Annotated in this window: 27 protein-coding genes; 2 read left to right on the forward strand and 25 right to left on the reverse strand. The window is 29.3% G+C overall.

Annotated elements, in window-relative coordinates:
- Window positions 1-2: 2 nt before the first annotated feature.
- The 4 genes from rsmD to GFJ41_RS10015 all read right to left on the reverse strand — a co-directional run bounded on the left by rsmD (window position 3) and on the right by GFJ41_RS10015 (window position 4,721).
- Window positions 3-557, reverse strand: a complete 555-nt coding sequence (gene rsmD, locus GFJ41_RS10000) for a 16S rRNA (guanine(966)-N(2))-methyltransferase RsmD (RefSeq protein WP_170075243.1) — start codon at window positions 555-557, stop codon at window positions 3-5.
- Window positions 558-598: 41 nt separating this feature from the next.
- Window positions 599-2,659 carry an ATP-dependent DNA helicase RecG gene (gene recG, locus GFJ41_RS10005; RefSeq protein WP_170075244.1) on the reverse strand — a complete coding sequence of 687 codons (2,061 nt, stop codon included), beginning with the start codon at window positions 2,657-2,659 and terminating at the stop codon, window positions 599-601.
- Window positions 2,660-2,732: 73 nt separating this feature from the next.
- Window positions 2,733-4,355, reverse strand: coding sequence for a DAK2 domain-containing protein (locus GFJ41_RS10010; protein WP_170075245.1), 1,623 nt, complete (start codon window positions 4,353-4,355; stop codon window positions 2,733-2,735).
- Window positions 4,356-4,370: 15 nt separating this feature from the next.
- The gene (locus tag GFJ41_RS10015) at window positions 4,371-4,721 is read right to left on the reverse strand and encodes an Asp23/Gls24 family envelope stress response protein (protein ID WP_021429975.1); all 351 of its coding nucleotides are present in this window, start codon (window positions 4,719-4,721) and stop codon (window positions 4,371-4,373) included.
- A 208-nt stretch (window positions 4,722-4,929) separates the two neighbouring features.
- Here GFJ41_RS10015 and rpmB point away from each other — a divergent pair, with 208 nt between their 5' ends.
- The gene (gene rpmB, locus GFJ41_RS10020) at window positions 4,930-5,118 is read left to right on the forward strand and encodes a 50S ribosomal protein L28 (protein WP_021122933.1); all 189 of its coding nucleotides are present in this window, start codon (window positions 4,930-4,932) and stop codon (window positions 5,116-5,118) included.
- A 155-nt stretch (window positions 5,119-5,273) separates the two neighbouring features.
- Here rpmB and GFJ41_RS10025 read toward each other — a convergent pair whose 3' ends face one another.
- The 19 genes from GFJ41_RS10025 to dapF all read right to left on the reverse strand — a co-directional run bounded on the left by GFJ41_RS10025 (window position 5,274) and on the right by dapF (window position 22,469).
- The gene (locus GFJ41_RS10025; RefSeq protein ID WP_021430102.1) at window positions 5,274-5,420 is read right to left on the reverse strand and encodes a hypothetical protein; all 147 of its coding nucleotides are present in this window, start codon (window positions 5,418-5,420) and stop codon (window positions 5,274-5,276) included.
- 128 nt (window positions 5,421-5,548) lie between these two features.
- Window positions 5,549-6,199 carry a thiamine diphosphokinase gene (locus GFJ41_RS10030; RefSeq protein ID WP_035115389.1) on the reverse strand — a complete coding sequence of 217 codons (651 nt, stop codon included), beginning with the start codon at window positions 6,197-6,199 and terminating at the stop codon, window positions 5,549-5,551.
- A 9-nt stretch (window positions 6,200-6,208) separates the two neighbouring features.
- A complete protein-coding gene (gene rpe, locus GFJ41_RS10035; RefSeq protein ID WP_021430069.1) occupies window positions 6,209-6,865 on the reverse strand; it encodes a ribulose-phosphate 3-epimerase in 657 nt (218 codons plus the stop codon).
- A 2-nt stretch (window positions 6,866-6,867) separates the two neighbouring features.
- Window positions 6,868-7,752, reverse strand: a complete 885-nt coding sequence (gene rsgA, locus GFJ41_RS10040) for a ribosome small subunit-dependent GTPase A (protein WP_170075246.1) — start codon at window positions 7,750-7,752, stop codon at window positions 6,868-6,870.
- Between the two features lie 161 nt (window positions 7,753-7,913).
- The gene (pknB, locus tag GFJ41_RS10045) at window positions 7,914-9,740 is read right to left on the reverse strand and encodes a Stk1 family PASTA domain-containing Ser/Thr kinase (protein ID WP_170075247.1); all 1,827 of its coding nucleotides are present in this window, start codon (window positions 9,738-9,740) and stop codon (window positions 7,914-7,916) included.
- Window positions 9,741-9,752: 12 nt separating this feature from the next.
- Window positions 9,753-10,502 (reverse strand): Stp1/IreP family PP2C-type Ser/Thr phosphatase, encoded by a 750-nt coding sequence (locus GFJ41_RS10050; protein WP_170075248.1) that lies wholly within the window; start codon window positions 10,500-10,502, stop codon window positions 9,753-9,755.
- Between the two features lie 17 nt (window positions 10,503-10,519).
- Complete coding sequence (gene rlmN, locus GFJ41_RS10055; RefSeq protein WP_170075249.1) at window positions 10,520-11,548, reverse strand: dual-specificity RNA methyltransferase RlmN; 1,029 nt, start codon at window positions 11,546-11,548, stop codon at window positions 10,520-10,522.
- An 8-nt stretch (window positions 11,549-11,556) separates the two neighbouring features.
- Window positions 11,557-12,882, reverse strand: a complete 1,326-nt coding sequence (rsmB, locus tag GFJ41_RS10060; RefSeq protein ID WP_170075250.1) for a 16S rRNA (cytosine(967)-C(5))-methyltransferase RsmB — start codon at window positions 12,880-12,882, stop codon at window positions 11,557-11,559.
- A 58-nt stretch (window positions 12,883-12,940) separates the two neighbouring features.
- The gene (locus GFJ41_RS10065) at window positions 12,941-13,639 is read right to left on the reverse strand and encodes a zinc metallopeptidase (RefSeq protein WP_438637780.1); all 699 of its coding nucleotides are present in this window, start codon (window positions 13,637-13,639) and stop codon (window positions 12,941-12,943) included.
- A gap of 2 nt (window positions 13,640-13,641) precedes the next feature.
- Window positions 13,642-14,376: a DUF116 domain-containing protein gene (locus GFJ41_RS10070; protein ID WP_021433846.1), complete on the reverse strand. Its 735-nt coding sequence runs from the start codon at window positions 14,374-14,376 to the stop codon at window positions 13,642-13,644.
- Window positions 14,377-14,380: 4 nt separating this feature from the next.
- Window positions 14,381-15,313, reverse strand: coding sequence for a methionyl-tRNA formyltransferase (gene fmt, locus GFJ41_RS10075; RefSeq protein ID WP_170075251.1), 933 nt, complete (start codon window positions 15,311-15,313; stop codon window positions 14,381-14,383).
- Between the two features lie 14 nt (window positions 15,314-15,327).
- Window positions 15,328-15,768: a peptide deformylase gene (gene def / locus GFJ41_RS10080; RefSeq protein ID WP_021430007.1), complete on the reverse strand. Its 441-nt coding sequence runs from the start codon at window positions 15,766-15,768 to the stop codon at window positions 15,328-15,330.
- 20 nt (window positions 15,769-15,788) lie between these two features.
- Window positions 15,789-18,245: a primosomal protein N' gene (priA, locus tag GFJ41_RS10085; RefSeq protein WP_170075252.1), complete on the reverse strand. Its 2,457-nt coding sequence runs from the start codon at window positions 18,243-18,245 to the stop codon at window positions 15,789-15,791.
- A 130-nt stretch (window positions 18,246-18,375) separates the two neighbouring features.
- On the reverse strand, window positions 18,376-19,575 hold the full coding sequence (gene coaBC / locus GFJ41_RS10090; protein ID WP_170075253.1) for a bifunctional phosphopantothenoylcysteine decarboxylase/phosphopantothenate--cysteine ligase CoaBC: 1,200 nt from the start codon (window positions 19,573-19,575) through the stop codon (window positions 18,376-18,378).
- A 4-nt stretch (window positions 19,576-19,579) separates the two neighbouring features.
- Window positions 19,580-19,849 (reverse strand): DNA-directed RNA polymerase subunit omega, encoded by a 270-nt coding sequence (rpoZ, locus tag GFJ41_RS10095; protein ID WP_021430086.1) that lies wholly within the window; start codon window positions 19,847-19,849, stop codon window positions 19,580-19,582.
- Window positions 19,850-19,852: 3 nt separating this feature from the next.
- Complete coding sequence (gene gmk / locus GFJ41_RS10100; RefSeq protein ID WP_021430076.1) at window positions 19,853-20,467, reverse strand: guanylate kinase; 615 nt, start codon at window positions 20,465-20,467, stop codon at window positions 19,853-19,855.
- Between the two features lie 14 nt (window positions 20,468-20,481).
- On the reverse strand, window positions 20,482-20,742 hold the full coding sequence (remA, locus tag GFJ41_RS10105) for an extracellular matrix/biofilm regulator RemA (protein WP_021430041.1): 261 nt from the start codon (window positions 20,740-20,742) through the stop codon (window positions 20,482-20,484).
- Between the two features lie 11 nt (window positions 20,743-20,753).
- On the reverse strand, window positions 20,754-21,635 hold the full coding sequence (locus tag GFJ41_RS10110) for a YicC/YloC family endoribonuclease (protein WP_021430081.1): 882 nt from the start codon (window positions 21,633-21,635) through the stop codon (window positions 20,754-20,756).
- A 3-nt stretch (window positions 21,636-21,638) separates the two neighbouring features.
- Entirely contained in the window at window positions 21,639-22,469 is an 831-nt protein-coding gene (gene dapF, locus GFJ41_RS10115) for a diaminopimelate epimerase (protein WP_035115404.1), read from the reverse strand.
- Between the two features lie 180 nt (window positions 22,470-22,649).
- Between dapF and GFJ41_RS10120 the strand changes: the two genes are divergently transcribed.
- On the forward strand, window positions 22,650-24,419 hold the full coding sequence (locus GFJ41_RS10120; protein ID WP_170075254.1) for an Rqc2 family fibronectin-binding protein: 1,770 nt from the start codon (window positions 22,650-22,652) through the stop codon (window positions 24,417-24,419).
- A 28-nt stretch (window positions 24,420-24,447) separates the two neighbouring features.
- Here the strand turns inward: GFJ41_RS10120 and GFJ41_RS10125 are convergent, their stop codons facing one another.
- Window positions 24,448-25,695: a uracil-xanthine permease family protein gene (locus tag GFJ41_RS10125; protein WP_021430024.1), complete on the reverse strand. Its 1,248-nt coding sequence runs from the start codon at window positions 25,693-25,695 to the stop codon at window positions 24,448-24,450.
- A 100-nt stretch (window positions 25,696-25,795) separates the two neighbouring features.
- Window positions 25,796-26,329, reverse strand: coding sequence for a bifunctional pyr operon transcriptional regulator/uracil phosphoribosyltransferase PyrR (gene pyrR, locus GFJ41_RS10130; protein WP_021430049.1), 534 nt, complete (start codon window positions 26,327-26,329; stop codon window positions 25,796-25,798).
- Between the last annotated feature and the right edge of the window lie 249 nt (window positions 26,330-26,578).

Raw genomic sequence — 26,578 nt, forward strand, 5'->3', positions numbered from 1 at the left:
TCTTAATCCTCCATACTATAAAATGTAAGCGTAGTGTTTCCATATTTTTTATTTCTGTTTTTAACTAGGTTCCCAACATTCTCTGGAAATTCTTGTTTTGTATCATGTTCAACAACGATAATACCATCTTCTTTTAGTATGTTTGACTTATCAATTCTCTCTAATGCATCTTGGAACATATCTTTGTAATATGGAGGGTCCATAAATATAACATCAAACTTGTACGAATTATTTTTAACTCTTTCAATTGCCGACTTAAAATCAATATTCATGACTTCACTGTTTTCTTCTACCCTAGCTTTTTTTATATTACTTTTTACTATATCAATACTACTTCTATTTAAATCTACAAATACACATTTGTTAGCACCTCTTGATAAACACTCTATACCTAGAGACCCTGTACCTGCAAATAAATCTAAAATATCTCCATCCATTATGTATGGGTTAATTATATTAAATAAAGATTCTTTAACTCTATCAGTAGTTGGTCTAACATCTTCACTTTTAGGTGTATTTAATTTTAGTCCTCTGGCTTTTCCTGAAATTACTCTCAATATAATTTCTCCTTCCATTTTATTTTATCACAAATTATTTCCTAATTTAATGATATTTCTTCCAATCTATTTTCAAATTTCTTCAATATTTCTTTTTTTATTTTTTCATTTTCAAAATTATTAAGTTTTGGATCTTCACTTATTATATATCTAGCCTCTTGTTGAGCTATTTTCAATATTTTCATATGCTTAAATATATTAGCCACCTTTAGCTCTGGTAACCCATGTTGTCTTGTTCCAAAGAACTCACCTGGCCCCCTAATCTCAAGGTCTTTTTCTGAGATTTTAAATCCATCTGTTGTTTCTTCCATGATGGACATTCTTTGCGAGCACACTTCTGATTTCGATGAATAAATCAATATACAATAAGACTTATGACTTCCTCTACCAACCCTACCTCTTAACTGATGTAGTTGAGCTAATCCAAATCGTTCTGCATTTTCAATTATCATAAGGGTTGCATTAGGTACATTTACTCCAACTTCAATAACAGTTGTAGATACTAGTATATCTAATTCTTTGTTCTTAAATTTTTTCATTGTTTCATCTTTTTCACTAGGTTTCATTTTACCATGCAAAAGACCTAATCTCAAGTCACTAAAAAATTCACTCTTTAGCTCCTCTACTAAATCTACAGCAGCCTTAGCCTCTATAGCTTCACTTTCTTCTACCAAAGGGCATACTATATAAACTTGTCTACCCTTTTGAACTTCAGACCTTACCAAACTATTATACGCTTTTTCCCTCTTATCCTTATATACAGCTAAAGTTTCAATAGGTTGTCTTCCTGGTGGAAGTTCATCAATTATAGATATATCTAAATCTCCATACAAAATTAAAGCTAAAGTTCTAGGAATTGGAGTAGCTGTCATAACCAAAATATCAGGATTATATCCCTTTTCTGAAAGTTTGTTTCTTTGTCTAACTCCAAATCTATGTTGTTCGTCGGTTATTACTATGCCTAAGTTGTTAAACTCCACCTTATCTTCTATAAGCGCATGAGTTCCAATTAAAATATCAATTTCATTTTCTTTTACTCTTTGTAATACATTCTCTTTTTGTTTTTTCGTTAAACTCCCTACCAGTAACCCTACATTAATCCCAAACGGTGATAGCGTTTCATTTAAAGATATAAAGTGTTGTTCTGCTAATATCTCAGTAGGTGCCATTAAAGCCCCTTGATAGCCATTTAAAACACAATTTGCCAATGCTAAAAGTGCTACTACTGTTTTACCACTTCCTACATCTCCTTGAACCAATCTATTCATTACTTTCTCACAGTTCATGTCATCAATAATTTCATTTAATGCTCGATTTTGTGCGTTTGTAAGTTTAAATGGTAAAGAATTTAATATTTTAACAAGATTTTGCTCTTTTTCGAACTTAACACCAGATTTTTCAGTAACACCATTTTTGAATAGAAATAGCCCTAGTTGAAGCATTAAAAATTCTTCAAATACTAATCTGTATAGTGCTACTTTTAAACTTTCTTTGTTAGTCGGCGAATGTATATTTTTAACTGCAAAATCAATACTGCAAAGTTTATACTTTTGTATAATTTTATTTGGAAGGTATTCCTTAATATAAATTTGTCCATTACTAAAAACAGTTTTTACTATGTTTATAAGCTCTTTATTTGTTAATCCATAGGTCAGTGGGTATATAGGCATTATTCCACATGTATTTTTAGGATTGTTGCTCATTTGTTCAACTTCACAAGAACTCATCTCAATTCCATAAGAAGTTTTCTTAACCTTTCCAAATACAAATACAGTATCTCCTTTTTTCAAAGTAGAACTTATATACTCTTGGTTAAAAAATACTAATCTAGCGAAACCCGTTTCATCCCTTACGCCTACCTTAGTTATAACTAGACCCTTTCTAACATTAGACGTCTCTATACTACTTACAATAGCTCTTATAGTTACTTTTTCTTCATCTTTTAGTTCAAATATTTTTCTTAGATTATTTCTATCTTCATATTGTCTTGGAAAATAAAAAAGCAAGTCAGATACAGTAAATATACCTAATTTACTTAGTTTATTAGCACGTTTTGGACCAATTCCTTTTACATATTTAATTTCTTTATTTAAATTATTCATATTTATCACCCTAAAAAAAATCCTGTATAATTTAACTTACCTAATAGTAAGATTATACAGGATTTCTGAAATATTATTCAACAGATATTAAATAATAGTATATTGGCTGACCGCCATAATAAAGTTCTATATCTATATCTTCGTATTTTTCTTCTAATATCGATTTAAACTCGTTAGCTTCTTCTTCAGTTACTTCTTCTCCATAGAATAAAGTTATAATTGCGCTGTCTTCGTCTACTAATTTTTCTATTAATCCTAAAGTTATATCTTCTTTCTTTTCTCCTGCCGATAATAGCTTTCCTTCACCTATTCCTATGAAGTTTCCTTCTTTTACTTCTATATCATTCATAACAGTATCTCTAACTGCATAAGTAACTTGCCCTGATTTTACCATTGATAAAGCTTCTACCATTGTAGCTTCATTTTCTTCTACACTTGCATCAGCATTAAAACTTACAAGAGATGTAAATCCTTGTGGTACGTTTTTACTTGGTATAACTATTATGTTTTTGTCACTTAATGCTTTAGCTTGGTTTGCAGCCATTATTATATTACTATTGTTTGGTAGTATTATAATATTTTCTGCATTTATAGACTCTATAGCTTTCATGAAATCCTCTGTACTAGGATTCATTGTTTGCCCACCTTCTATTATGTAGTCAACTCCAAAGTCTTTAAATATATCTGCTAATCCACTACCCATTGATGTAGCTATAAATCCATATTCCTTAGCAGGTTCTTCTGATACTGCTGTTTGATTTTCAACTAAAATATTTTCATGCTGAACTTTCATATTCTCTATTTTTATAGTAACTAATTGTCCATATTTTAAAGCCTCTTGAAGTACTGATCCAGGTTCATTAGTATGAACATGAACTTTTATTAATCCTTCATCTCCAACTACTGCTAAACTGTCTCCATAATCTAACATTATATCTCTTATTTTATCATAAGTTACTTTATTGCTTTCTAATATAAATTCTGTACAATAAGCAAATTTTATATCATCAGTGTTTATCTCACCTTGCATAGCTTCCACTGAAGAAGAACTTGATGATCCTGGCCCATTAGCAGCAATCACATTACCTTTTAATGCCTCATACATACCTTCATATATAAGTACTAGTCCTTTACCACCTGAATCAACAACTCCAGCGTCTTTTAAGTTTTTAAGTAAATCTGGAGTTCTTTCTAAAGACTCATTAGCTTCTTTTATAACCAATTCTAAAAATTTCAGTATATCTTGCTCTTTCTTAGCAGCTTTTATAGCATACTCTCCACTTTCTCTAACTACAGTTAATATAGTTCCTTCTATTGGTTTTATAACAGCCTTATACGCTGTATCTGATCCATTTTTAAATGCTTGAGCCAAATCCATAGAACTTAGTTTTTCTTTTCCTTCTATAGATTTTGTAAATCCTCTTATTATTTGAGATAATATAACACCTGAGTTACCTCTAGCTCCCATTAAAGATCCTTTTGCTAAAGATTTACCTATATTAGTTATATCATCTTCACTAACTTTTGATAATTCTTTCATAGCATAAGATATCGTAAGAGACATATTTGTACCTGTGTCTCCATCTGAAACTGGGAACACGTTCAGTTTATCTACATAATCTTTACTGTTTTGAAGATTATTTGCACCAGAGACAAACATGTCTCTTAAATTTTTCCCATCAATATATTGAATCATATTTTTCCTCCTAAATTACTTAACTCGTATACCTTGAACATTAACATCTATTTTACTTACTTTTAACGCAGTTATTTTCTCAATTGTATATTTTACTTTATCTATTATGTTATTTGCAACAGTTGATATATTTGTTCCATATTGCATTATTACGTAAAGTTCTATAGCTATAGTTCCATCTTCTAGTTCTTGTACGCTAACACCTTTAGTAGCATTTTCTCCTTTTAATAATTCAACTATGCCTTTTGTCTTATATGCCAGTCCTACTAATCCATAACTTTCCATCGCAGATTGATATACTATTTGTGCTATAACATGCTTGTCTATTTCTATTGTTCCAAATTCGTTGTTTATTTTAGCGCTCATGGTTTGACCCCCTAAAATTATTTTTAATTTTATTTTTAACTTTAATATTTACTTTATATAGAATTATATATATAATTTTATATGATAACAAGAATTTCTTCAATATGTGTAAGACAAATATATATTTCTATTGCATTTTTTAGAGATTTATGTTAATATAAACTGTGTTTTCAGTGTTATAGTTATCATTTAAGGAGGTGTACGTAAAATGGCAAAGGTATGTAACGTATGTGGTAAAGGTAAAGTTTCAGGAAACCAAGTGAGCCACTCAAATAAACATAGCAGAAGAACTTGGTCTGCTAACTTAAGAAACGTTAGAGCGATAATAGATGGTACTCCAAAGAGAATAAAAGTTTGTACTAGATGTTTACGTTCTGGAAAAGTTGAAAGAGCTTAGTTTTAGTAAAAAAAGCCTACACGCAGTAGGCTTTTATTTTTTTGTCTCAAGACTATTTTTTTCTCATAAAAAAAACTATTATCTTAGATAAAAATTTTGGACATTTAACAGTTATTACCTTCATTCCAATATCCCCCTTAAAAATAATATTTATTTTACATAAATAACATTACTCCACACCCTATAAGGACAATAGCTAGTAGTATCATCCACATCCAATTTGGAAGTATCAACGCTAAAATTACAGTTAATCCCGTTGCTAAGCATAAAATTCCAAGTAAATTTCTGTATTGATTCCTCAAACTATTCCCTCCTATAAATAACTTCCTACAATATCATATTCATGATTTCTTTTCTTTAATACAAATTACTAAAAATAGACCAAGCTATACTATATTTTATTAAAAATATAGAGCCAGCATAGCTTAAACTATACTGGCTCTATATTTTTAACTATCAACAAAGTTCCTTTCTCGACAGTTATTCTACATTTATCACTTTCCATTACATTTGATATACCTATCGGGTCTCCATATTCTATAGTTGCATCTTTAAGTGGGTATTCAAGACCTTCAAGAGTTATACCTGCCGAATCTCCATTAACAGGTAAAACCGATATCGTGTCTCCTTTTTTCCCGAATATATCGATATATTCACTTTCTATCATATGTAATTCTTCTTTATTGTTTTTTATTACAGGATTTAGTCCTAATTTTTTGATATAGTACATAAGGTTTATATTAGCGACAGTATGGTCTATACGCCCTCCTAATGCCCCTAAAAGGTCTATATCAACAATACCTAACCCTTTAGCTAAATGTATACACAATTGCGTATCTGTTTCATTTTTTCTTTCAGGGAATTTTTTAAAATTTACACCTTTTTCTTTAAAGTAGTTTTTAACTTTTAATTCCAAAGAATCTAAATCTCCAAGTATATAATCTGGAACTACTTTTATTTTGTATAAAAAGTTAGCTCCTCCATCTGCACAGATTATATAATCGTAATTTTCTTTATCAATCGTCTTTTTTAAAAAGTTTAAATCTTCTATTCTACCATTTAATAAAATACATGCTTTCATAATATCCTCTTACTTAGATGCATTTAGTCTGAATTCTTTAACAGTAGCTTCTATATCATCACTATTAAATATAGCTGAACCTGCTACTATAACATTAGCTCCTGCTTTTACAACTTCGCTAACGTTTGAAGGTTTTATTCCTCCATCAACTTGTATATCTACATCTAATCCTTTTTCATCTATTAATGCTTTTAACTCTTTTATTTTATCTATCATTGTTCCTATAAATGATTGTCCCCCAAACCCTGGATTAACTGTCATTATAAGCACCATGTCTATATCATTTAGTATATATTTAATATTTTCTATAGGAGTTGCTGGGTTTAATGCAACACCAGCTTTAACATTAAATGATTTAATATTTTGTATAGTTCTATGTAAATGAGTACAAGCCTCTTCATGAACTACTATCATATCACATCCAGCATCTACAAAATCCTTTATGTAGTTATCTGGATTCTCTATCATTAAATGAGCATCAAATACCATATTTACATCTTTTCTTAACGATTTAACAATAGCTGGCCCTAAAGTTATATTTGGAACAAAATGTCCATCCATAACATCTATATGTAAATATTCACAACCTGCTCTTTCCACTTTCTTAACATCCTCTAATAACCTTGCAAAATCTGCTGATAAAATCGATGGTGCCATCTTTATCATCTTTAATACCTCCTCTTTGATTGTCTCTTTTCTTTTAGCAATTGTAAGTAGCTTTCATATCTTTCTTTAGCTATTTTACTTTCATTTACCCCTTCTTTAACCCCACATATAGGCTCATTTTCATGCATACATCTTCCTCCGAATTTGCATCCATCTGAAAACTCATCAAATTCTATGAAGTATTCCTTTAGTTCATCTTCTTCTATATCATCTAAAGTTAATGAACTAAATCCAGGAGTATCTGCTACCATACCTCCACATTCTAACTTTAAAAGCTCTGCATGTCTTGTTGTATGTTTTCCTCTTTTTATTTTATCACTAACTTCACCTGTTTGCAGTTGAAATTTACTATCTATATTATTTAATAAAGTTGATTTTCCTACTCCAGAAGGACCCGCAAATACAACTATATTGCCTTTTAATTCCTCTTTTACCTTATCTATATTTATTTTAGCTTCATTACTAACGGGTATTACTTTGTAACCACTCGTTTCATATATTCTTTTTAATTTGTTTAGTTCCTCATCTGTAGCTAAATCAGCCTTCGTAAGTACTATAACAATATCTAAAGATTCTCTTTCTGCCAAAACTATGAATCTATCTAGTAATGATAAATTTGGATTTGGATTTTTTATAGCAAATACAATTATCGCTTTATTTACATTAGCTATTGGCGGTCTTACTAATTCTGTGTCTCTATCTTCTATTTCTTCAAGTACACCTTTTTTATTTTCATCATCAATTATATTTATTTTTACATTATCTCCTACTAAAGGAGTAATTTTTTCTTTTCTAAATATACCTCTAGCTCTACATTCGTATACACCTTGATTTGTATCTATATAATAAAATCCCCCAATACCTTTTGTAATAATTCCTTCTATCATTTAATTCCTCCTATAAAATTTAGTTAAACTTCCAATTAATATTATCTATATTAATTTACATAAATATTACAAAAAAGTCCAATAATTATTAATCATTGGACTTTTTATAATTATTATTTATTCTATGTTTAATTTGAAGTGCTAGTTACACTACTCACACTTTAATGATCTGTAGGTTGAGAGGGAGGTGTTTGTGTACCTGAGCCTTGATCTCCTGTCCCTGATCCTTGGTTCCCTGATCCTTGGTTCCCTGTTCCTGATCCATCTGACCCTGATCCATCTGTTCCCTGGTCCCCTCCATTACCAGTTCCTTGGTTTCCTCCATTACCAGTTCCTTGATCTCCTTCATTCCCAGATCCTCCTGTTCCTGGTTCTGTTGGCGTCTCTGGCTCTTTTGGAGTTTCTGGCTCTTTTGGCTCTTCTGGTTTAGGTTCTGGCTTTTGTTGAGGTCCTTTACTAACTTCTACATTCACCTTATCTCCTGGTTTTATATTTCCAGAGTTTGGATTTTGAGCTACAACTATATCTTTAGCCTCATTACTATCTACATATTTTACATTTCCTAATTGTAGTTTATTTTCTTTTAAAATATTTCCAGCTTCTCCTAACGTCTTACCTACAACACTTGGTATAGATGTTTGATTTTGACCCTTACTTATAGTTACAGTAATTGTATCTCCCGGGTTAACTGGCGTTCCAGCATTTGGAGTTTGTGATATTACATGATTTTTTTCAACACTATCACTATATTCCTCTATACTAACCCTTATATTTAGTCCCAAATCATCAGCTTTCTTTTGGGCTTCATCAAGTTCCATATTTACTAAATTCGGAGCAGTTCCCTCTGCTGTATCCTTATTTTTAAATCCTAAAGCAATTTTGGCTATAACTGCGATTTGTGTTATAAGCACTAAAGTTAAAACTATAGCTGCTATTTTCCATCTTTTTTTGCTTTTAGGATTATCCTCTTTTTTATTTTTATTCTTTTTCTTATTTCTTTTTGAAGAAGATTTAACAGGAACTACATTGTCTAGTTCTTCTTCCACGTCATCTTCTTCATATATATTTTGTGGTTTAGTCTCCGCTAACTTTAAAGCTTTATTTAGCTCAGCTTCATCTATTTTTTGAGTAGCGTAATTATCATATTCTTTTATAAAATCTAAATCTATATTTTTTTCTATATACTCGATATCTTCTATTAACTCATCTGCACCTTGATATCTATCAGCACTAGACTTTGAAGTTAATTTCTTTATTATATTTCTAACACTTTGAGGAATAGAAACTTTCTCTTCTTGAGTAAATTCTATCTCTTCATTTATATGTTGAAGCGCTATGGATATAGGGCTTTCTCCTGTAAAAGGAACTCTTCCTATTATCATCTCGTATAATACGATACCTAAAGAGTATAAGTCTGTTGTATTTGAAACAAATTTTCCTTTAGCTTGTTCTGGTGAAAAATAGTGTACCGAACCTATTACACTTCCAGTACTTGTTATAGTTGAACTAGATACAGCCTTAGCTATACCAAAGTCAGCAACTTTAACAAGTCTGCCTTCATTAGATATAAGTATATTATGAGGTTTTATATCTCTATGTATAATCCCTTTTCTATGTGCGGCACCTAACGCTTTAGCTATTTGCTTAGCTATATCTAATGCTGTATATTCATCTAAAGTACCTTCATTTTTTATTATATCCTTTAAATTTTGTCCTTCTATAAGCTCCATTACTATGTAATGAACTTTTCCATCTTCTCCTACATCATATACATTTACAATGTTAGGATGCGAAAGACTTGCAACGGCTTCGGCTTCTCTTTTAAATTTAGTTAAAAATTCTTCATCATCCACAAACTCTGGTCTTAAAACCTTTATGGCTACAGTTCTGTTTAAAAGCTTATCTCTAGCTTCATATACAAAAGCCATGCCTCCATCGCCTATTTTTTTTATTATTTCATATCTATTTCCTAAAACTGTTTCTCCCACTATATCACCATCCTAATTATAATTAACTAATATAACCGATACATTGTCTTTCCCTGATAGTTCATTAGCCTTGTTTATTAAATTTTCAGCTATAACTTCTACTTCCTCATCTTTAGATATAATTTCATTTATTTCGCTTTTATCTACAAACCCTGTTAATCCATCAGTAGCTAATAAAACTTTATCATCTTTACTAATATCTTTTTTATAAATATCAACTAATATAATTTGTTCCGTTCCCAGAGCTCTTGTTATAATATTTCTATTTGGGTGTGTTTTTGCTTCTTCTTCAGTTATAGCATGCTTTGCTATAAGTTCTTCGACTAAAGAATGATCTCTTGTAACTTTTTCAAACTCTCCATCGTGTAACATATAACATCTGCTGTCTCCTACATTTGCAATATATACTTTTCCTTTATGTATTATTACAGTTGTTAATGTAGTTCCCATTCCAGTACATATTTCATCATCTTTAGATTTTTTGTATATTATAGAGTTTACGTTATTATAAGCTTGCTTAAGAATATCATCTATATAATTTATTTTTACAAATTCATTTTGAACTAAGTTATTTTTCAAAAACTTCACTATATTTTCTACAGCTAATTCACTTGCAACTTCACCCTTATTATGGCCACCCATACCGTCAGCTATTGCAAATATTCCTATATCTCCCGAATTTGTTGATATAATTTCACCTTTGCAATAGTCTTCGTTATTTTTTCTTATTCTTCCAATATGGGAAATACAACTATATTTCATAATTTTCCCCCCTTCATCTATTTGTGTTTTCTTCTTAATTGACCACAAGCTCCATTTATATCCGCTCCCATTTCTCTTCTTATAGTAGCCGGTATATTTTTTTCATTTAACATATCTCTAAATTTATATACATAAGTTTTATCTGGTTTTTCATAATCTCTTTCTTCTACTTTGTTTATAGGTATTAAGTTAACATGACATAACATACCCTTTAAAATTTTAGACAATTGATTAGCATCATCTATAGAGTCATTCACACCTTTTATTAATGAATACTCAAGCGTAACCCTTCTATTAGTACTTTCTATATAGTATTTACACGCATCTATAACTTCTTTTATTGAATATGCATTTGCTATTGGCATTATCTCTTTTCTTGATTTATCAAAAGGAGAATGCAGTGACAACGCTAAGTTTATAGGAATTTTCAAATCTGCTAATTCATACATTTTAGGAACTACTCCACATGTTGATAATGTAATATGTCTATATCCTATATTAAGCCCATTCTTTTCATTTACTAGTTTTAAAAACTGCTTAGTATTATCAAAGTTATCAAGAGGTTCACCACTTCCCATCAATACAATATTTGACACTCTTTTACCTATATCCTCTTGAATTTGTATTATTTGATCTAATATTTCCCAAGGTTCTAAATTTCTTAGTAATCCATCTATAGTAGATGCGCAAAATCTACATCCCATTCTACATCCAACTTGATTTGATATACATACGGTTACGCCATGTTCATATTCCATCATTACACTTTCTATTATATTCCCATCATTAAGTAAAAATAAATACTTTCTAGTTCCATCAATTTTAGATTCTAATTTTAATTCAACATCTAAGCTGCCTATATATGAAACCTCATCTAATTTTTCTCTTAGAGCTTTTGGTATATTATTCATATCATCAAAAGATTTTGCTCCTTTATAAATCCAGCTAAATATTTGAGATCCTCTAAAAGCTTTCTCTCCTATACTTTTTAAAAACTCTTTTATTTCTTCTTCAGTTAAATTTTTTAAACATGTCTTATTATCCATATAATTGCCTACCTTACTCTCTTAAGTTTTGCTATAAAAAATCCGTCCATACCATGTATATTTGGATAAATTTTTATATATCCTTTATCTTGATTATCTAAATCAATCTTAACTTCATCAATAGGTTCTAATTCAAATTTTTCATTATCTTGTAAGAATTTATTAATTATATCTATATTTTCTTCATCATGTATAGTACAAGTACTATATATTAAGTGCCCACCAACTTTAACATACTTAGCTGCATTATTTAAAATAGCACCTTGTATAACCGGTAAGTCTTTAAGATCTTCTTCTTTTTTAAACTTTATTTCTGGTTTTCTTTTTATTATTCCCATTCCAGAACAAGGAACATCCGATACTACATAATCGAATTTATCTATACTACTTTCATCTATTTCTAATGCATCTAAATTTTCTACTTTTACATTTTTTAATCCTAATCTATTAACAGTATTATTTATAAGTTTTAATTTATGTTCAAATACATCTCTTGCTATAACTTGTCCACTATTATTCATTAAAGTTGCCAAATGTGTTGTTTTACCTCCTGGCGCACTACACATATCTAAAACCAAACTACCTTCTTTTGGATTTGTTACTTTTCCTACAAGCATAGAACTTATATCTTGAACTGTGAAAAGTCCATCTCTAAATAATTTATTACCTTCTATATTTTTAAGATTTTGTACCATTATAGCTTCATCAATTCCATTAACTTTACTGCATACAATTCCTTGAGCCTTTAACTTTTCGATTAATTCATCTTTAGTTATTTTAGTTGTATTTACTCTTATATATAAATTAGGTTTTTCAGAATTAGCTTCTAATAAATCCTCTGTAAATTCTTCTCCAAATACATTCATCCATTTTTGAATTATCCATGGGCTATATGAATACTTTATAGATAAAGTATCTATCTTATTTTCTTTTTCTATATCCATTATAGTCTCTTTGTTTCTTAGTACATTTCTAAGTATAGCATTCACAAATCCCGATGACTTTTTATCATATTTTTTAATAAGAGAAACGCTCTCGTTTACTGCTGCATGCTCTTTTATGCTATCTAAAAATAGTATTTGATAAATTCCTAACCATAATGATATTTTAACATAGGTTGACATTTTTTTCGATTTTATCTTAGATAATTTATCTATTATATAATTTAAATAATATTTATTTTCTATAATTCCATAAATAAGTTCTGTTGCAAGACCTTTTTCCTGATCACTTATATTTACGTTTTTAAAATTTTTGTTAATAGATAAATTTGAATAATTTTTATTTCTTTCTATATCGTATAGTGTTTTAAATGCTAATTCTCTTGCGTTCATTAAATACCTCCATATATTTAAATAGAAAAAGTCCTAGAAACCCCTAGGACAATCTCTATTAATCATCACGTCTTTGTGATATTGCAATTAATCTTAATAATTGAAGCACTGATGCTAATGCTGCTGCAACGTATGTTAAGGCAGCTGCTGTTAGTACTTCTCTCCCTTGTTTTATCTCTTTTCCTTCTAATATACCTTCATTCCCAATTTGAACCATAGCTCTACTAGATGCATTGAATTCCACTGGTAAGGTAATTATTTGGAATATTACAGATGCTGAAAATAATAATATCCCAATTTTTAAGAAAGGACCTGTCATAAATAATCCTATGAATATTAAAAACCAAGATATATTAGACGCAAAGTTCACTACAGGAACTAAACTACTTCTCATTTGAAGAGGCGCATATCCCTTAGCATGTTGAATTGCATGCCCACATTCATGTGCTGCAACTGAAACAGAAGTAATAGATGTACCATAATAAACATCTTGTGATAACCTAACTACATTACTTCTTGGGTCATAGTGGTCGCTAAGACTTCCTCTAACCATTTCAATATTAACATTATAAAGTCCATTTGCATCTAATATTTTTCTAGCCGTTTGTTCTCCTGTATAACCTAATCTACTTTGAACTCTAAAGTATCTACTTGTTGTGCTACTTACTTTGAACTGAGCATACATAGTAAATAATATACCTGGTATTAAAATAAACAATGTCGGATCAAACATATATCCATAGCCATAGTGCATCATATTTAACACTCTCCTATAAAGAATTTTATTGCATTTTCAACTTCACTTGCATCAATTTTTGTATCTACGCAAGGCCCATTAGGTCTTTTGTTAAAGACTCCTAAAACTGGTACTTGTCTTATATCTTGTACTCCTGCAGTTAAATCTCTTTCGCAAGCTACAGCAACTACAGCCTTAGGTCTAGTTTCTTTTATTTTCTTTCTAGCTAATGTACCTCCAGTTGCTATAAATACATGTACATTGTACTTATCCTGTAAATCTATTAAATCTTTTACATTACAAAGTCCACAACTTTTGCAGTTTCTTACATTTGTAGTTATCTTTAATTTACATTCACTTTTTTGGATACAATGTGGTATTAAAATAAGTATGTCTTCAGGCTTTATCTTATACCTATTACTATATATATAATTATTATTTAATTTTATATATACTTTTCTTATTTCATTTTTAGGCACATTTAAAGTATTCCCTAAAACAATAAGTACAGGATATAAAAAGCTAACTATACTAAAGTTAAACTTCATTATATATTTATTTACTCTTTTATCATTTACAACCATATAGGTAACTAAAGTTGAAAATATAGTAATAATTAATAATAATATTATTACCCCATTTACTAATATAGAAAATATATTTTCAAGACTATTCATAAAAATATTTAATCCCACCAATAAAAATAGTAATATTCCTATTAAAAACACTGTAGTTGTCATGTATTTTTTAAAATTCATAATTTTAACTTCCTAATATAATGTCTGTGTTTATATTGTTTCCTTTTATATATTCAGGCACTTCCATTCTTTTCTTTCCAGCCATTTGGATTTCTTTAATCTGAACTATACCTTCACTTGTAGATACATTTATTCCTTCTTTATCTACACTAATTATAGTCCCAGGATCTTTATCACTGTTTTTATCTATGACTTTAGTTTTCCATATTTTCATAGTTTGACCTTCATAAGTTGTGTAAGCACTAGGCCATGGATTTATTCCTCTCACAAGGTTATGTATATCTATAGCTGATTTATTCCAATCTATATTTCCTAGTGACTTATTCATTATCGGTGAGTAACAAGTATCTTCATTGCTTTGTTTTTCTCTAGGAGCCTCACCTTTTTCTATTAAATCGATAGTTTCTTTTAAAACTTTAGCCCCATCTATCATCATTTTATCATGAAGCTCTCCTGCAGTTATTTCATCATCTAAATGTATTTCACTTTTTAATATCATATCTCCAGTGTCAAGACCTTCATCCATATACATTGTAGTTACACCTGTTTTTTCTTCTCCGTTTATTATAACCCAATTTAAAGGAGCTGCTCCCCTGTATCTTGGTAGTAAAGAAGCATGTACATTAACACATCCATATTTAGGTATATCTAAAATACTCTTTGGAAGTATTTGTCCAAAAGCTACAACTACTATAAGTTCTGGGTTCATTTCTTTTAATGTATCAACAAATGATTCTTCCCTAGCTTTTAAAGGTTGGTATACTGGTATATCATACTTTAGAGCTAATTCCTTTACTGGCGGCATAGCTAATTTTTTACCTCTACCCTTAGGTTTATCTGGTTGAGTAACTACGGCTACAACTTCATGGCCTTCATCTATTATTTTCTGTAAGCACGGAACTGCAAATTCTGGAGTTCCCATAAATACTATTTTCATATTTTCAACTCCTACTACTTCTCAATTTTATCTACAAATAATATTCCATCTAAATGGTCTATCTCATGGCAAAATGCTCTTGCTAAAAGTTCTTCACCTTCTATTTCAAACATTTGCCCTTTTCTATTCATAGCTCTAACTTTTGCGTAGTATGGTCTTGTTACAGGCCCACACTCATTTACAACACTTAAACATCCTTCATCATCAGTTTGAGTTCCAGAAGTTTCTATTATCTCTGGATTTATTAGTTCTATAATCCCATCACCTACATCTATTACAGCTATTCTTTTTAATATTCCAACTTGAGGAGCTGCAAGTCCTACTCCATCAGCCTCATACATAGTGTCTGCCATATCATCTAATAATTGAATTATTTTTTCATCGATTTTTTCAACATGTTTACACTTTTTTCTTAATACCGGTTCTCCTATTTGAACTATTTGTCTTAACGCCATTTTATATTCCTCCTAAAATTTTATAATACACTATAAGGGTTTATATCTATTGATATATTTGTATCCTTATCAAAAACTATATCGCGCTTAGTTATACATATATATTTTATTATACCCTTTAATAGATTAATTTCAATATCATCATCTTTAAATAGTATTTGCCATCTAAAATTTTGATTTATCTTGCTTATAGAACAAGGATTTGGCCCTAATATGAACTCTAAATTACTTATACCTCGTTCTCTTAGTAGATATACTAATGAATCATACATTTTTCTAGCATTTTTCTCTACCTTAGCATTGTCTTTTCCACTAATTACAACACTAATCATATTATTAAATGGAGCATATTCAAATGCTTTTCTTATTTTAATTTCATCTTCATAAAAGCCTTTAAAATCATATTTTATAGCATGTCTAATTGCATAATGGTCAGTATCGTAAGTTTGTAATATAACTTTACCTTCTTTTTCGGATCTCCCTGCTCTTCCTGCTACTTGAGTTATTAACTGGAATGTAGTTTCTGAACTTCTAAAGTCAGGGAATTTCAAAATCATATCTGCAGATAAAATTCCCACCAAAGTAACATTTTCAAAATCCAAACCTTTACTAAGCATTTGAGTACCTATTAACACATCTGCTTTCTTATTTTTAAAATCATTCAGTATGTTTTCGAATTCACCTTTTCTAGATGTTGTATCCTTATCTAACCTTAATACATTTATATTTGGAAAAATTAATTTTATTTCTTCTTCTATTTTTTGAGTTCCTATTCCAAATGGTTTTATATATTTACTTTTACACTCTGGACATTCTTTTGGAATTTCTTTTTCATATCCACAATAATGGCATTTTCCAGTATTATTTTTTTTATGATATGTAAGAGATATATCACAATTTTCACAAGTAAATACATAGCCGCATTTTCTACAAGAAACAAAGTTCGAAAATCCTCTTCTGTTTAAAAATAATATAACTTGATTTCCACAATTTAAAGCGCTTTGTATTTCAACTTTTAACTTATTACTAAATATACTTTTATTACCTACCATCAGCTCTTCTTTCATATCTACAACTTCGATTTTAGGCATAGGCTTTTTATTTGCTCTTTGATTTATTTCTAATAATTTATATTCTCCATTTAATGCATTGAAATATTCCTCAACAGACGGAGTCGCTGACCCTAAAACTAAGGAAACATCTCTTTTATTAGCTATATATTTAGCAACATCTATAGAGTTAAACTTTGGATTTTTCTCAGACTTATACGCACCTTCATGAAATTCATCTATAATTATAACTCCAAGACTTGTAAATGGAGCAAATAAAGCCGATCTAGCCCCAATAAGTATCCTTATTTTCCCCTCTTTTATCTGTTTATACACATCATGTTTTTCACCTTCTGATAACTGACTATGAAAAACTCCAACTATGTCTCCAAATTTATTTTTAAATCTTGATATAGTCTGTGGTGTTAGCGAAATTTCTGGGACTAAAACAATGCTATCTAACCCTTGGCTTAAGGAATACTCTATTATCTCCATATATACTTCTGTCTTTCCACTACCAGTTACTCCGTGTATCATATATGGTTTTTTATTTTCTTCAAACATTTCACTTTTTATAATATTTACTGTATTTAATTGCTCTTCATTTAAATTTATTTTTTTATCCTCTACAGAATATATCTCTTTAGGTTTTCTATATAAATCTATTTCTTCAATACATACAAGACCTTTTTCTTCTAATTTTAAGATACTTTGTCTACATGAAGGGAATACGTCATTTATTTTACTTAATTCAATAGGTTTCTTTTCTTGTACAAACTTAATAAGTTCTTTTTGTTTACTTCCTAGCCTTATCTTATTTTCCAGTATATAGCTATCTATGTTCTTTATTGGCTCAGGTATATCTATAATATAATCTTTTTTCTCGTTTTTATGGTTTTTGTATTCCCATTTTACATCTATAATATTTTTTTTCTGTAGTTTATATATTAAGTTATTTAAATTTGGTACTTTCTTTATTTTTTCAAGTTTTATACATCCATGATTTTCTTTAATTATTTTTATTAAATTCATTTCACTATCACTTAAATTATCTAAATCATCATTTATAAGAGTTAAAACTTTATAATTATTTAACTTATAGCCTTTTGGATACAATAAATTTATGCAATCTATATAAGTACATAAGTATTTATTTCTCATCCACCCAATTAAGCTTATATCATCTTTTGAAAAAATTGGTTCTTCATCTAATATATCTACTACTTTTTTAGTCTTTATATCTTCATCTAATTCGCTCACAATATCAAATACAAATGCTTCTACTGGCTTATTATAAATTCCAAAAGGAACTAGTACTCTATGCCCAGTTTTTATATTTTCACTTAAAAATTCTGGAATTTCATATGTAAATAAATTGTCAGTGTATATAGAGTTATTTCTCACTATCACTTTTGCAAATCGCTTCATAATTTAACCTCTATTTCAAATTTATATCGTTATTATCATTTACAGTAAGTTCATTCTTTATAAGTTCATATATTATATCTATTACATTTGCCTATAAATGAAAATTAAGCATCTATATAAATATAGATGCTTATTTGTTTAATAGAGTTTTTATTTTGTCTAAGATAACATCTGCTACCTCTTCTTTTTTCATTTTAGGATGTTCTTGTATAACACCCTCTCTATCTATAATCTTAACTATATTGGTATCAACACCAAATCCAGCACCATCTTGAGTTAAGTCATTTGCTACGATAAAATCTAAATTTTTCTTTTGAATTTTATTTTTAGCATTTTCTAATAAATCATTAGTTTCTGCTGCAAATCCAACTAAAATCTTATTATTTTTTATTTTTCCTAATTCTAAAGCAATATCTTTAGTTCTATCTAGTCTTATACTTAAATCATAATCAGATTTTTTTATTTTATTATCTGAGTATTCCTTAGGTCTATAATCTGCAACTGCAGCGCTCTTTATAATAACTTGATTTTCATCCATATTTTCTAAAACAGCATTATACATATCTTCAGCTGATTCTATTTGAATAAATTTCTTTAAATTCTGAGGTGGAACTATATTTGTAGGCCCAGATACTAAAGTTACATCTGCTCCTCTTTCTATTGCCTTTTTAGCTATAGAGTATCCCATTTTTCCAGTTGATCTATTCGTTATGTATCTTACCGGATCAATACTTTCAACTGTAGGTCCAGCAGTTATTATCATGCTAGTTCCTTCTAAATCTTTCTTAATTTCTAAAAGTTCAATTATACTATTAAAAATAGTATCAACAGATGCAAGTTTTCCTGATCCTATATCTCCACAAGCTAATCTTCCGCTTTCTGGTTCTACAAACTTATAATCTAAATCTTTTAAAGTTTGTATGTTCCTTTGTACAACAGGATTTTCATACATATTAGTATTCATAGCTGGAGCTATAAGAACTTTTGCTTTTGTAGCCATAATAGTCGTAGTCAACATATCGTCTGCAATACCATTAGCTACTTTGCCTATGACATTTGCAGTAGCTGGAGCTAATACAAATACATCTGCTTTCTTAGCCAATGATATATGTTCTACATCCCAAGTTTTTGGAGATTCAAACATATCTTCAACTACATAGTTTTGACTTAATGTCTGAAATGTAAGCGGAGCTACAAATTCTGTTGCTGATTTAGTCATTATTACATGTACATTTACACCTGTTTTTTTCAACTTGCTAACTAAGTCACAAGCCTTATAAACAGCTATTCCTCCACATACGCCTATAACAACAGTCTTATCTTTTAGCATGATATTACTCCTCTATTATATTTTGAGTTTGAGCTAATAAGTGCTTAGCTTCTTCTATTTCTATTTCTTCCTCAGTTAATTTTCTAAATGATATTTTTCTATCTGCAACTTCTTGAGTAGCTAAAGTAACAGGCTTTATTTCTTGATGCTTAGTAGTAGGAACGTATGGAGTAGCTCCATCTATTAATTCTCTAGATCTTTTAGCTACAGTTACTACTAAGTAGTATCTATTATCTATTTGGTTTAATACCTCGTTTATTGATGGTTTTATCATTTTTTATAATTCCTCCTTGAATTTCTTTATTATATTATCTTTGTATCTATAAACTTTATTTTTTTCAGCTGATATTATATGTTCTAATTCTTGAGCTGAATTTTTCACATCTTTATTTACTATAAAGTAATCATAATTTTCTATTTGACATATTTCATCCATTGCACAACTAAATCTTTTATTTATTTGTTCTTCAGTTTCTGTTCCTCTTCCAACTATTCTATTTTTAAGTTCGTCAAGAGATGGAGGAAGTATAAATATGAATACCCCTTCTGGATAAACTTCTTTTATTTGTCTAGCTCCTTGCATTTCTATTTCTAAAACAACGTCATGTCCATTTTCTAGATTTTCTAAAATTGCAGCTTTAGGCGTACCATAAAAATTATCATATATTTGAGCATGCTCTAACAGTTCATTATTAACTATCATTGATTTAAACTTATCTTTAGTTACAAAGAAATAGTTAACTCCGTCTACTTCACCGTCTCTTGGATTTCTTGTAGTAGCTGAAACTGATAACTTTACATCCTCATTATTATTTAAAAATTCTTTACATATAGTTCCTTTTCCTGCTCCTGACGGTCCAGAAACAACTAGCAATAAACCTTTCCTCTTCATCTATATCTTCCTTTCTAATTCTCTATATTATCATCTTTGTCTGTGAATCTATGTGCTACGGTTTCTGGTTGTACCGATGATAATATTATATACTGACTATCAGTTATTATAACTGCTCTAGTCTTTCTACCATAAGTAGCATCAATTAATCTTCCATTTTCTTTGCTTTCTTGTATTAATCTTCTTATAGGAGCTGATTCTGGACTTACTATAGCAACTACCTTGTTAGCCATAACTACATTCCCATATCCTATATTTATAAGGTTCGTACTCATAAACGCATCTCCTATTCTATGTTTTGTATCTGTTCTCTTATTTTCTCTAGTTCGCTTTTTACTTCAACAACTAAATTAGTTATATTTAAATCAGATGATTTCGATCCTATAGTATTAGTTTCTCTGTTCATCTCTTGTATTAAAAAGTCTATTTTTCTTCCTATAGACTCATCTTTATGTATAGCTTTTTTAAGTTGTATTATATGACTTTTAAATCTTACTATTTCTTCTGTTATACTGCATTTATCTGCATATATAGCAACTTCTTGAGCCAATCTATTTTCATCTACAAGACTTGGGTTTTCTAAAATATCAGCTATTCTGCCGTTTAATTTTTCTTTATATTCATTAACAACATTATATGAGTAGTTTTCTATTTGTTCAATATAATCTTTTAACAAATCACATCTCATATCTATATCATTAGCAAGTTTTAAGCCTTCTTCAACCCTCATATCTTTTAACTTAACTAAACAGTCATTTAATGCATCCCTTAGCATTAACCATAATAAATCTTCATCTTCTTCTTTTTCTTCACTTTTTATTATATCAGGGAATTTTGCTATATTCATAACTGTTATATCATCTTGTAAGTTAAATGTGTCTTTTATATTATTTAATATATTTACATACTCAGAAGCTAACTTCTCATCAAATTTTAAGTTTACATCTTCACTACCTACTAAGTCAAGTTTTATATATAAATCAACTCTACCTCTTTTTATATAATCTTTGACTACATTTCTTATTTTATCCTCTAGAAAAGATATTTTTCTAGGAAGACGTGTGTTTATATCTACGTACTTATGGTTTATAGTTCTACATTCTACGGTAAAATGATAGTTATCATTTTTGTATTCGCCTCTTCCAAAACCTGTCATACTAATAGCCATATGCTATACCTCCAAAGTTCCTTCACATATTTTAACTGCATTTCCTATCATATATACATCATCAAGAAGCTCTATCCTTACGCTTCCGCCTTCTGATTTTACATTAACTATTTCATTAGTTTTACCTAAATAGTTAGCTAAAATTACAGAAGCTGTCATACCTGTCCCACATCCTAGAGTATATCCGCATCCTCTTTCCCATGTGTACACATGTATGTTATCTTTATCATCAACTTTAACAAAATTGACATTAGTTTTATTTGGGAAAATTTCATTTTCTTCTATAAGTTTTCCACATTTATATATATCTTCTTTTATAAGTTCATCTACGAATACAATAGTATGTGGCACTCCCATTAGAATTGAACTTACTTCTACTTCTTTATTATCTATTAATAACTTTTCTTTTATAAAGACTTCTTTATTTGTATTTACTGGAATGTTTTTTGGATTGAAATTTGGTTTTCCCATATTTACTCTTATAGTATAATTTTTTTCACTTTCTATATTTAAAGATATTTTTTTTATTCCGTCAAGTGTGTATACACTAAATTCTGTATCTTTTACTATGTCATTGTCATACACAAACTTACAAAAACATCTTAATCCATTTCCACACATATTAGCTCTTGATCCATCAGAATTATAATATACCATTTCTACATCAGATATATCAGAGGTTTTAACTACTAGTAGTCCATCAGCTCCAACGCCAAATCTTCTATGACAAACTTTTTTAGCTAAATCTGAGTAGTCGTTAGAATCTTTATTATCAAACCTACCGTCAATTGCTATAAAATCATTTCCGACTCCATGTAATTTCCAGAAGTTCATTTATATCCCCCCTATAAAATTGAATTCTTAGCTTATTATACAATATTTTGTTCATAAAAGGAAATTATATTGAGTGTAAACTCTATATTATTTTAGACTATATTCTCAATATTATATTCACATTATTATTTATATGTGTAATAATTTACTTACTTAATAAATTTTGAAAGGAATGATATTATGGCATTCGATGGTTTAGTTGTTCATTCAATTTGTGATGAACTGTCTTCTAAGTTAGTTGGAGGAAAAATAGATAAGATATATCAACCAGAAAACGATGAAATAGTTTTACATATACGAAACAATAAAGAGAATTTTAAGCTAGTACTTAGTGCAAGCTCATCTAACCCTAGAATTTACCTTTCTAGTTCATATAAAAAGGAAAATCCTATGAATGCTCCTATGTTTTGTATGTTACTTAGAAAGTATATCCAAAGCGGAAACATAGTTAGCGTTTCTCAAATTGGATTTGAGAGAATTGTAAAAATCACTGTTGAATCTTTAGATGAATTAAAATCAAAAACTACTAAAGATTTAATAATAGAAATAATGGGGAGACATAGTAATATAATTTTGACTCATGAAGAAGATAAAATAGTCGATTCAATAAAAAGAATACCTCCTAGTATTAGTAGGGTTAGACAACTTCTTCCAGGTATAACATACACACTACCTCCTGCTCAAGATAAGTTAGATCCACTTGAATTAATTTCTATAGATCAGTTTAAAGAATTACTTCAAGATTTTAATGGTCCTATATTAAAATCTATATATTCTAAATTTTTAGGTATAAGTCCGACTGTGTCTAAGGAAATGTGCTTTAGATCAAATTTAGATAGCTCTATGCTAGCTTCTGATTTAAATGATGAAAGCTTTAACATGCTACACGAAGAGTTTGTAAATGTTATGCAGAGCGTCAAAGACGCAAATTATAACCCATGCTTAGCTTTAGATCCTTCTATTGATAAGCTTTTAGATTTTAGTTGTATAAATCTTTCTCTATTTAATGACTTAAAAGTTGTTCATAATGAAAGTATTTCATCAATAATAGAAAGCTTCTATTCAAATAAAGATGCTAAGGAAAGAATAAATCAACGTGCATCAGACTTTAAGAAAAGCATATCTATAAAACTAGATAGACTTTATAATAAATTAAAAAAACAAGAATTAGAACTTAAAGAATCTGATAATGCTATAATCTACAAAGTTAAGGGCGAGCTTATAACTTCATATATTTATATGGTTGAAAAGGGAATGAAGTCTGTAGAGGTTCAAAATTTCTATGATGAAAACTGTTCTACAGTAAAAATCGATTTAAACCCAAACTTAACTCCATCTGAAAACGCTCAAAAATACTTTAAAAAGTATACTAAATTAAAACATGCAAAGAAAGAGATAAGTGCTCAAGTTGAACTTAGCTTAGAAGAAATTAATTATCTTGAAAATATAATGCTTAGTGTAGATAACTGTGATAACCTAGCTGAACTTAACGATATAAAAGAAGAACTTCAAAAACTTGGATATATGCGTGGCAAGGTTAAATCAAAAAAAGAGAAAAATACTTTAACTACTAAACCAAATGAATTTTTATCTTCTGATGGGTTTACAATCTTGGTAGGTAAAAACAATAAGCAAAATGATTTTCTTACTCTTAGAGTCGCTAATAATGATGATTTATGGATGCATACTAAAAACATCCCAGGTTCTCACGTAATAATAAAATCAGATGGTAAGGAAATACCTGAATCAACTATTTTTGAAGGAGCAATGCTAGCTGCATTTTTCAGTAAATCTAAAATGTCAGCTCAAGTTCCAGTTGATTATACCTTAAAGAAAAATGTAAAAAAACCAAATGGTTCTAAACCAGGAATGGTTATATATGAAACAAATAGTACTATTTATGTAACTCCATCTGAAGAGTTAGTAGTTAAATTAAAAAAACAGGGTTAAACCCTGTTTTTTAAATTTATGTTTATAATTATATAAGCTGAGAGTTAAGAACTGCTGATTCTTCCTCAACATCCTTTTTAAAGTCTTCTTTATTTAATACTCTATTTAGTATAATACCTACTATTGCAGCTAAACTTAGCCCTGTAATTGTAACAGTTTTAGTTACAGGTATTCCTATAACAATTCCTTTATTACTTAAGTAAGTAGTTCCTAAGCCTATTACCATTATAGTAGCTATTATTATTATATTCTTTTTACTTTCTACACATTTGCTATCGTTTATTGTTTTTAACCCTACATATGAAATCATTGAGAATAACATTATACTTATTCCACCCATAACTTCTGTAGGTATACTTTGTAAAAACCCTCCAAACTTACTTACACATGCTAGTAATATTGCACATATAGCAGTTCTTCTTAATATTGATGGGTCATAATTTTTAGTTATAGCAAGTACTGCTGTATTTTCTCCATAAGTCGTATTTGCTGGTCCTCCTAAAAATCCTGCCATAATAGTAGCCAATGCATCTCCCATTAACGTTCTGTGAAGCCCTGGTTCTTCTATGAAATTCTTTCCTACTACAGTTCCATTAGTAGTCATGTCTCCTATATGTTCCATGAATACCGCTAAAACTACAGGTGCAATTAAAACTATAGCTTGTAAACTAAATTTAGGTAGTGTAAATTGTGGTATTTGTAAAAGAGCCGTATTTGTGCTCATAAATGAAATATCTACATTCCCTAGTATTAAAGATACAGTGTATCCTATAGCTACAGCTATTATTATATTTAATTGCTTTATAAATCCTTTACAAAATACATTTATTGCTATTGCTAATCCTAATGTCATAATTGCTATTAAAAAATTATTTGATGCCATATCAACTGCAGTTGGTAATAGGTTAAGTCCTATGACTGCTATCATTGCTCCAACCACTTGAGCTGGGAAATATTTTTTAATTTTATCTACACCTACTTTTTTTATAACTGCTGCCATTATTAAATATATAATTCCGGCTACTATTATTCCACCTTGAGCATATGCTAAATCTCCATTGTGAGCTTCTTTAGCAGCTATTATAACTGGTATAAATGCAAAACTTGAACCTAAGAAAACTGGAACTACTCCTTTTGTACATGCATGGAAAATTAATGTCCCTACTCCTGCACAGAAAATAGCAACCGCTGGATTAAATCCTGTTAATATTGGTACTAAAACTGTGGCTCCAAACATAGCTAATAAATGTTGTAATGATAACATTGTTTTTTTCATAAAAAAACCTCCCTATTTTTAGTTTGGGAGAAATAATTCTCCCTTTTTCAGTATCTCTGTACTGAATTAAAAGGTGTTAACCTTATATAATTTTATGCTTTTACTCGTTTATAGTTACTGAATCTTGTTCATCAGTTTCATTTAACATAACTGAAATTACCTCATGTTTTGATGTTGGAACATTTTTACCTACATAATCTGCTCTTACAGGTAACTCTCTATGTCCTCTATCAACTAACACAGCTAATTGAATAGACTTAGGTCTTCCTATATCCATAATTGCATCTAAAGCTGCTCTTACTGTTCTTCCTGTGTATAAAACATCATCAACTAGTATTACAACCTTATCATTTATATCAAAGTTTATATTAGATCCATTTATAACCGGATCTGTATCTACTTTTTTTAAATCATCTCTATATAGAGTTATATCAATTTCACCAGTATTTACACATACATCTTCTATACTCTGTATTTTCTTTGCTATTCTATTTGCTATAGGAACTCCTCTTGTTTTTATTCCTACTAAAACAACATCTTCTACACCTTTATTTTTCTCTATAATTTCATGGCTTACTCTAGTTATAGCTCTTCCCATAGCTTTTTCATCCATTAATTGCGCCTTTTCTTTCATTAAAATCCTCCTTTGTCATAAGGTTAAGTTATAAAAATTCGCTTAGCTCATATCGTCAACGTCCGCTCGACAAGCTCACGTCCCGTTAATCAAAAAAGCTTCTTACCCTTAGGCAAGAAGCTATACTTATCAAATATAAAGAATCTTATATTTTCTATAAGTTCTAATTCTCTCGCCTTTTGATCTCTCTGGACCAATTAAAGGTAACATTCATTTTTTATAATTATATACTAATAAAGCCCTTTTAAC

This window comes from Paraclostridium dentum, from assembly GCF_012922555.1.
Taxonomy (GTDB): Bacteria; Bacillota; Clostridia; order Peptostreptococcales; family Peptostreptococcaceae; genus Paraclostridium; species Paraclostridium dentum.

Excerpts from the sequence above, each read along its gene's own strand:
- recG (WP_170075244.1), bottom strand. The coding sequence starts at position 2,659 with ATGAATAATTTAAATAAAGAAATTAAATATGTAAAAGGAATTGGTCCA.
- GFJ41_RS10010 (WP_170075245.1), bottom strand. The coding sequence starts at position 4,355 with ATGATTCAATATATTGATGGGAAAAATTTAAGAGACATGTTTGTCTCT.
- GFJ41_RS10015 (WP_021429975.1), bottom strand. The coding sequence starts at position 4,721 with ATGAGCGCTAAAATAAACAACGAATTTGGAACAATAGAAATAGACAAG.
- rpmB (WP_021122933.1), top strand. The coding sequence starts at position 4,930 with ATGGCAAAGGTATGTAACGTATGTGGTAAAGGTAAAGTTTCAGGAAAC.
- GFJ41_RS10030 (WP_035115389.1), bottom strand. The coding sequence starts at position 6,199 with ATGAAAGCATGTATTTTATTAAATGGTAGAATAGAAGATTTAAACTTT.
- rpe (WP_021430069.1), bottom strand. The coding sequence starts at position 6,865 with ATGATAAAGATGGCACCATCGATTTTATCAGCAGATTTTGCAAGGTTA.
- rsgA (WP_170075246.1), bottom strand. The coding sequence starts at position 7,752 with ATGATAGAAGGAATTATTACAAAAGGTATTGGGGGATTTTATTATATA.
- GFJ41_RS10050 (WP_170075248.1), bottom strand. The coding sequence starts at position 10,502 with ATGAAATATAGTTGTATTTCCCATATTGGAAGAATAAGAAAAAATAAC.
- rlmN (WP_170075249.1), bottom strand. The coding sequence starts at position 11,548 with ATGGATAATAAGACATGTTTAAAAAATTTAACTGAAGAAGAAATAAAA.
- rsmB (WP_170075250.1), bottom strand. The coding sequence starts at position 12,882 with ATGAACGCAAGAGAATTAGCATTTAAAACACTATACGATATAGAAAGA.
- GFJ41_RS10065 (WP_438637780.1), bottom strand. The coding sequence starts at position 13,639 with ATGATGCACTATGGCTATGGATATATGTTTGATCCGACATTGTTTATT.
- GFJ41_RS10070 (WP_021433846.1), bottom strand. The coding sequence starts at position 14,376 with ATGAATTTTAAAAAATACATGACAACTACAGTGTTTTTAATAGGAATA.
- fmt (WP_170075251.1), bottom strand. The coding sequence starts at position 15,313 with ATGAAAATAGTATTTATGGGAACTCCAGAATTTGCAGTTCCGTGCTTA.
- def (WP_021430007.1), bottom strand. The coding sequence starts at position 15,768 with ATGGCGTTAAGACAAATAGTTCAAATAGGAGAACCGGTATTAAGAAAA.
- priA (WP_170075252.1), bottom strand. The coding sequence starts at position 18,245 with ATGAAGCGATTTGCAAAAGTGATAGTGAGAAATAACTCTATATACACT.
- coaBC (WP_170075253.1), bottom strand. The coding sequence starts at position 19,575 with ATGCTAAAAGATAAGACTGTTGTTATAGGCGTATGTGGAGGAATAGCT.
- rpoZ (WP_021430086.1), bottom strand. The coding sequence starts at position 19,849 with ATGATAAAACCATCAATAAACGAGGTATTAAACCAAATAGATAATAGA.
- gmk (WP_021430076.1), bottom strand. The coding sequence starts at position 20,467 with ATGAAGAGGAAAGGTTTATTGCTAGTTGTTTCTGGACCGTCAGGAGCA.
- remA (WP_021430041.1), bottom strand. The coding sequence starts at position 20,742 with ATGAGTACGAACCTTATAAATATAGGATATGGGAATGTAGTTATGGCT.
- GFJ41_RS10110 (WP_021430081.1), bottom strand. The coding sequence starts at position 21,635 with ATGGCTATTAGTATGACAGGTTTTGGAAGAGGCGAATACAAAAATGAT.
- dapF (WP_035115404.1), bottom strand. The coding sequence starts at position 22,469 with ATGAACTTCTGGAAATTACATGGAGTCGGAAATGATTTTATAGCAATT.
- GFJ41_RS10120 (WP_170075254.1), top strand. The coding sequence starts at position 22,650 with ATGGCATTCGATGGTTTAGTTGTTCATTCAATTTGTGATGAACTGTCT.
- GFJ41_RS10125 (WP_021430024.1), bottom strand. The coding sequence starts at position 25,695 with ATGAAAAAAACAATGTTATCATTACAACATTTATTAGCTATGTTTGGA.
- pyrR (WP_021430049.1), bottom strand. The coding sequence starts at position 26,329 with ATGAAAGAAAAGGCGCAATTAATGGATGAAAAAGCTATGGGAAGAGCT.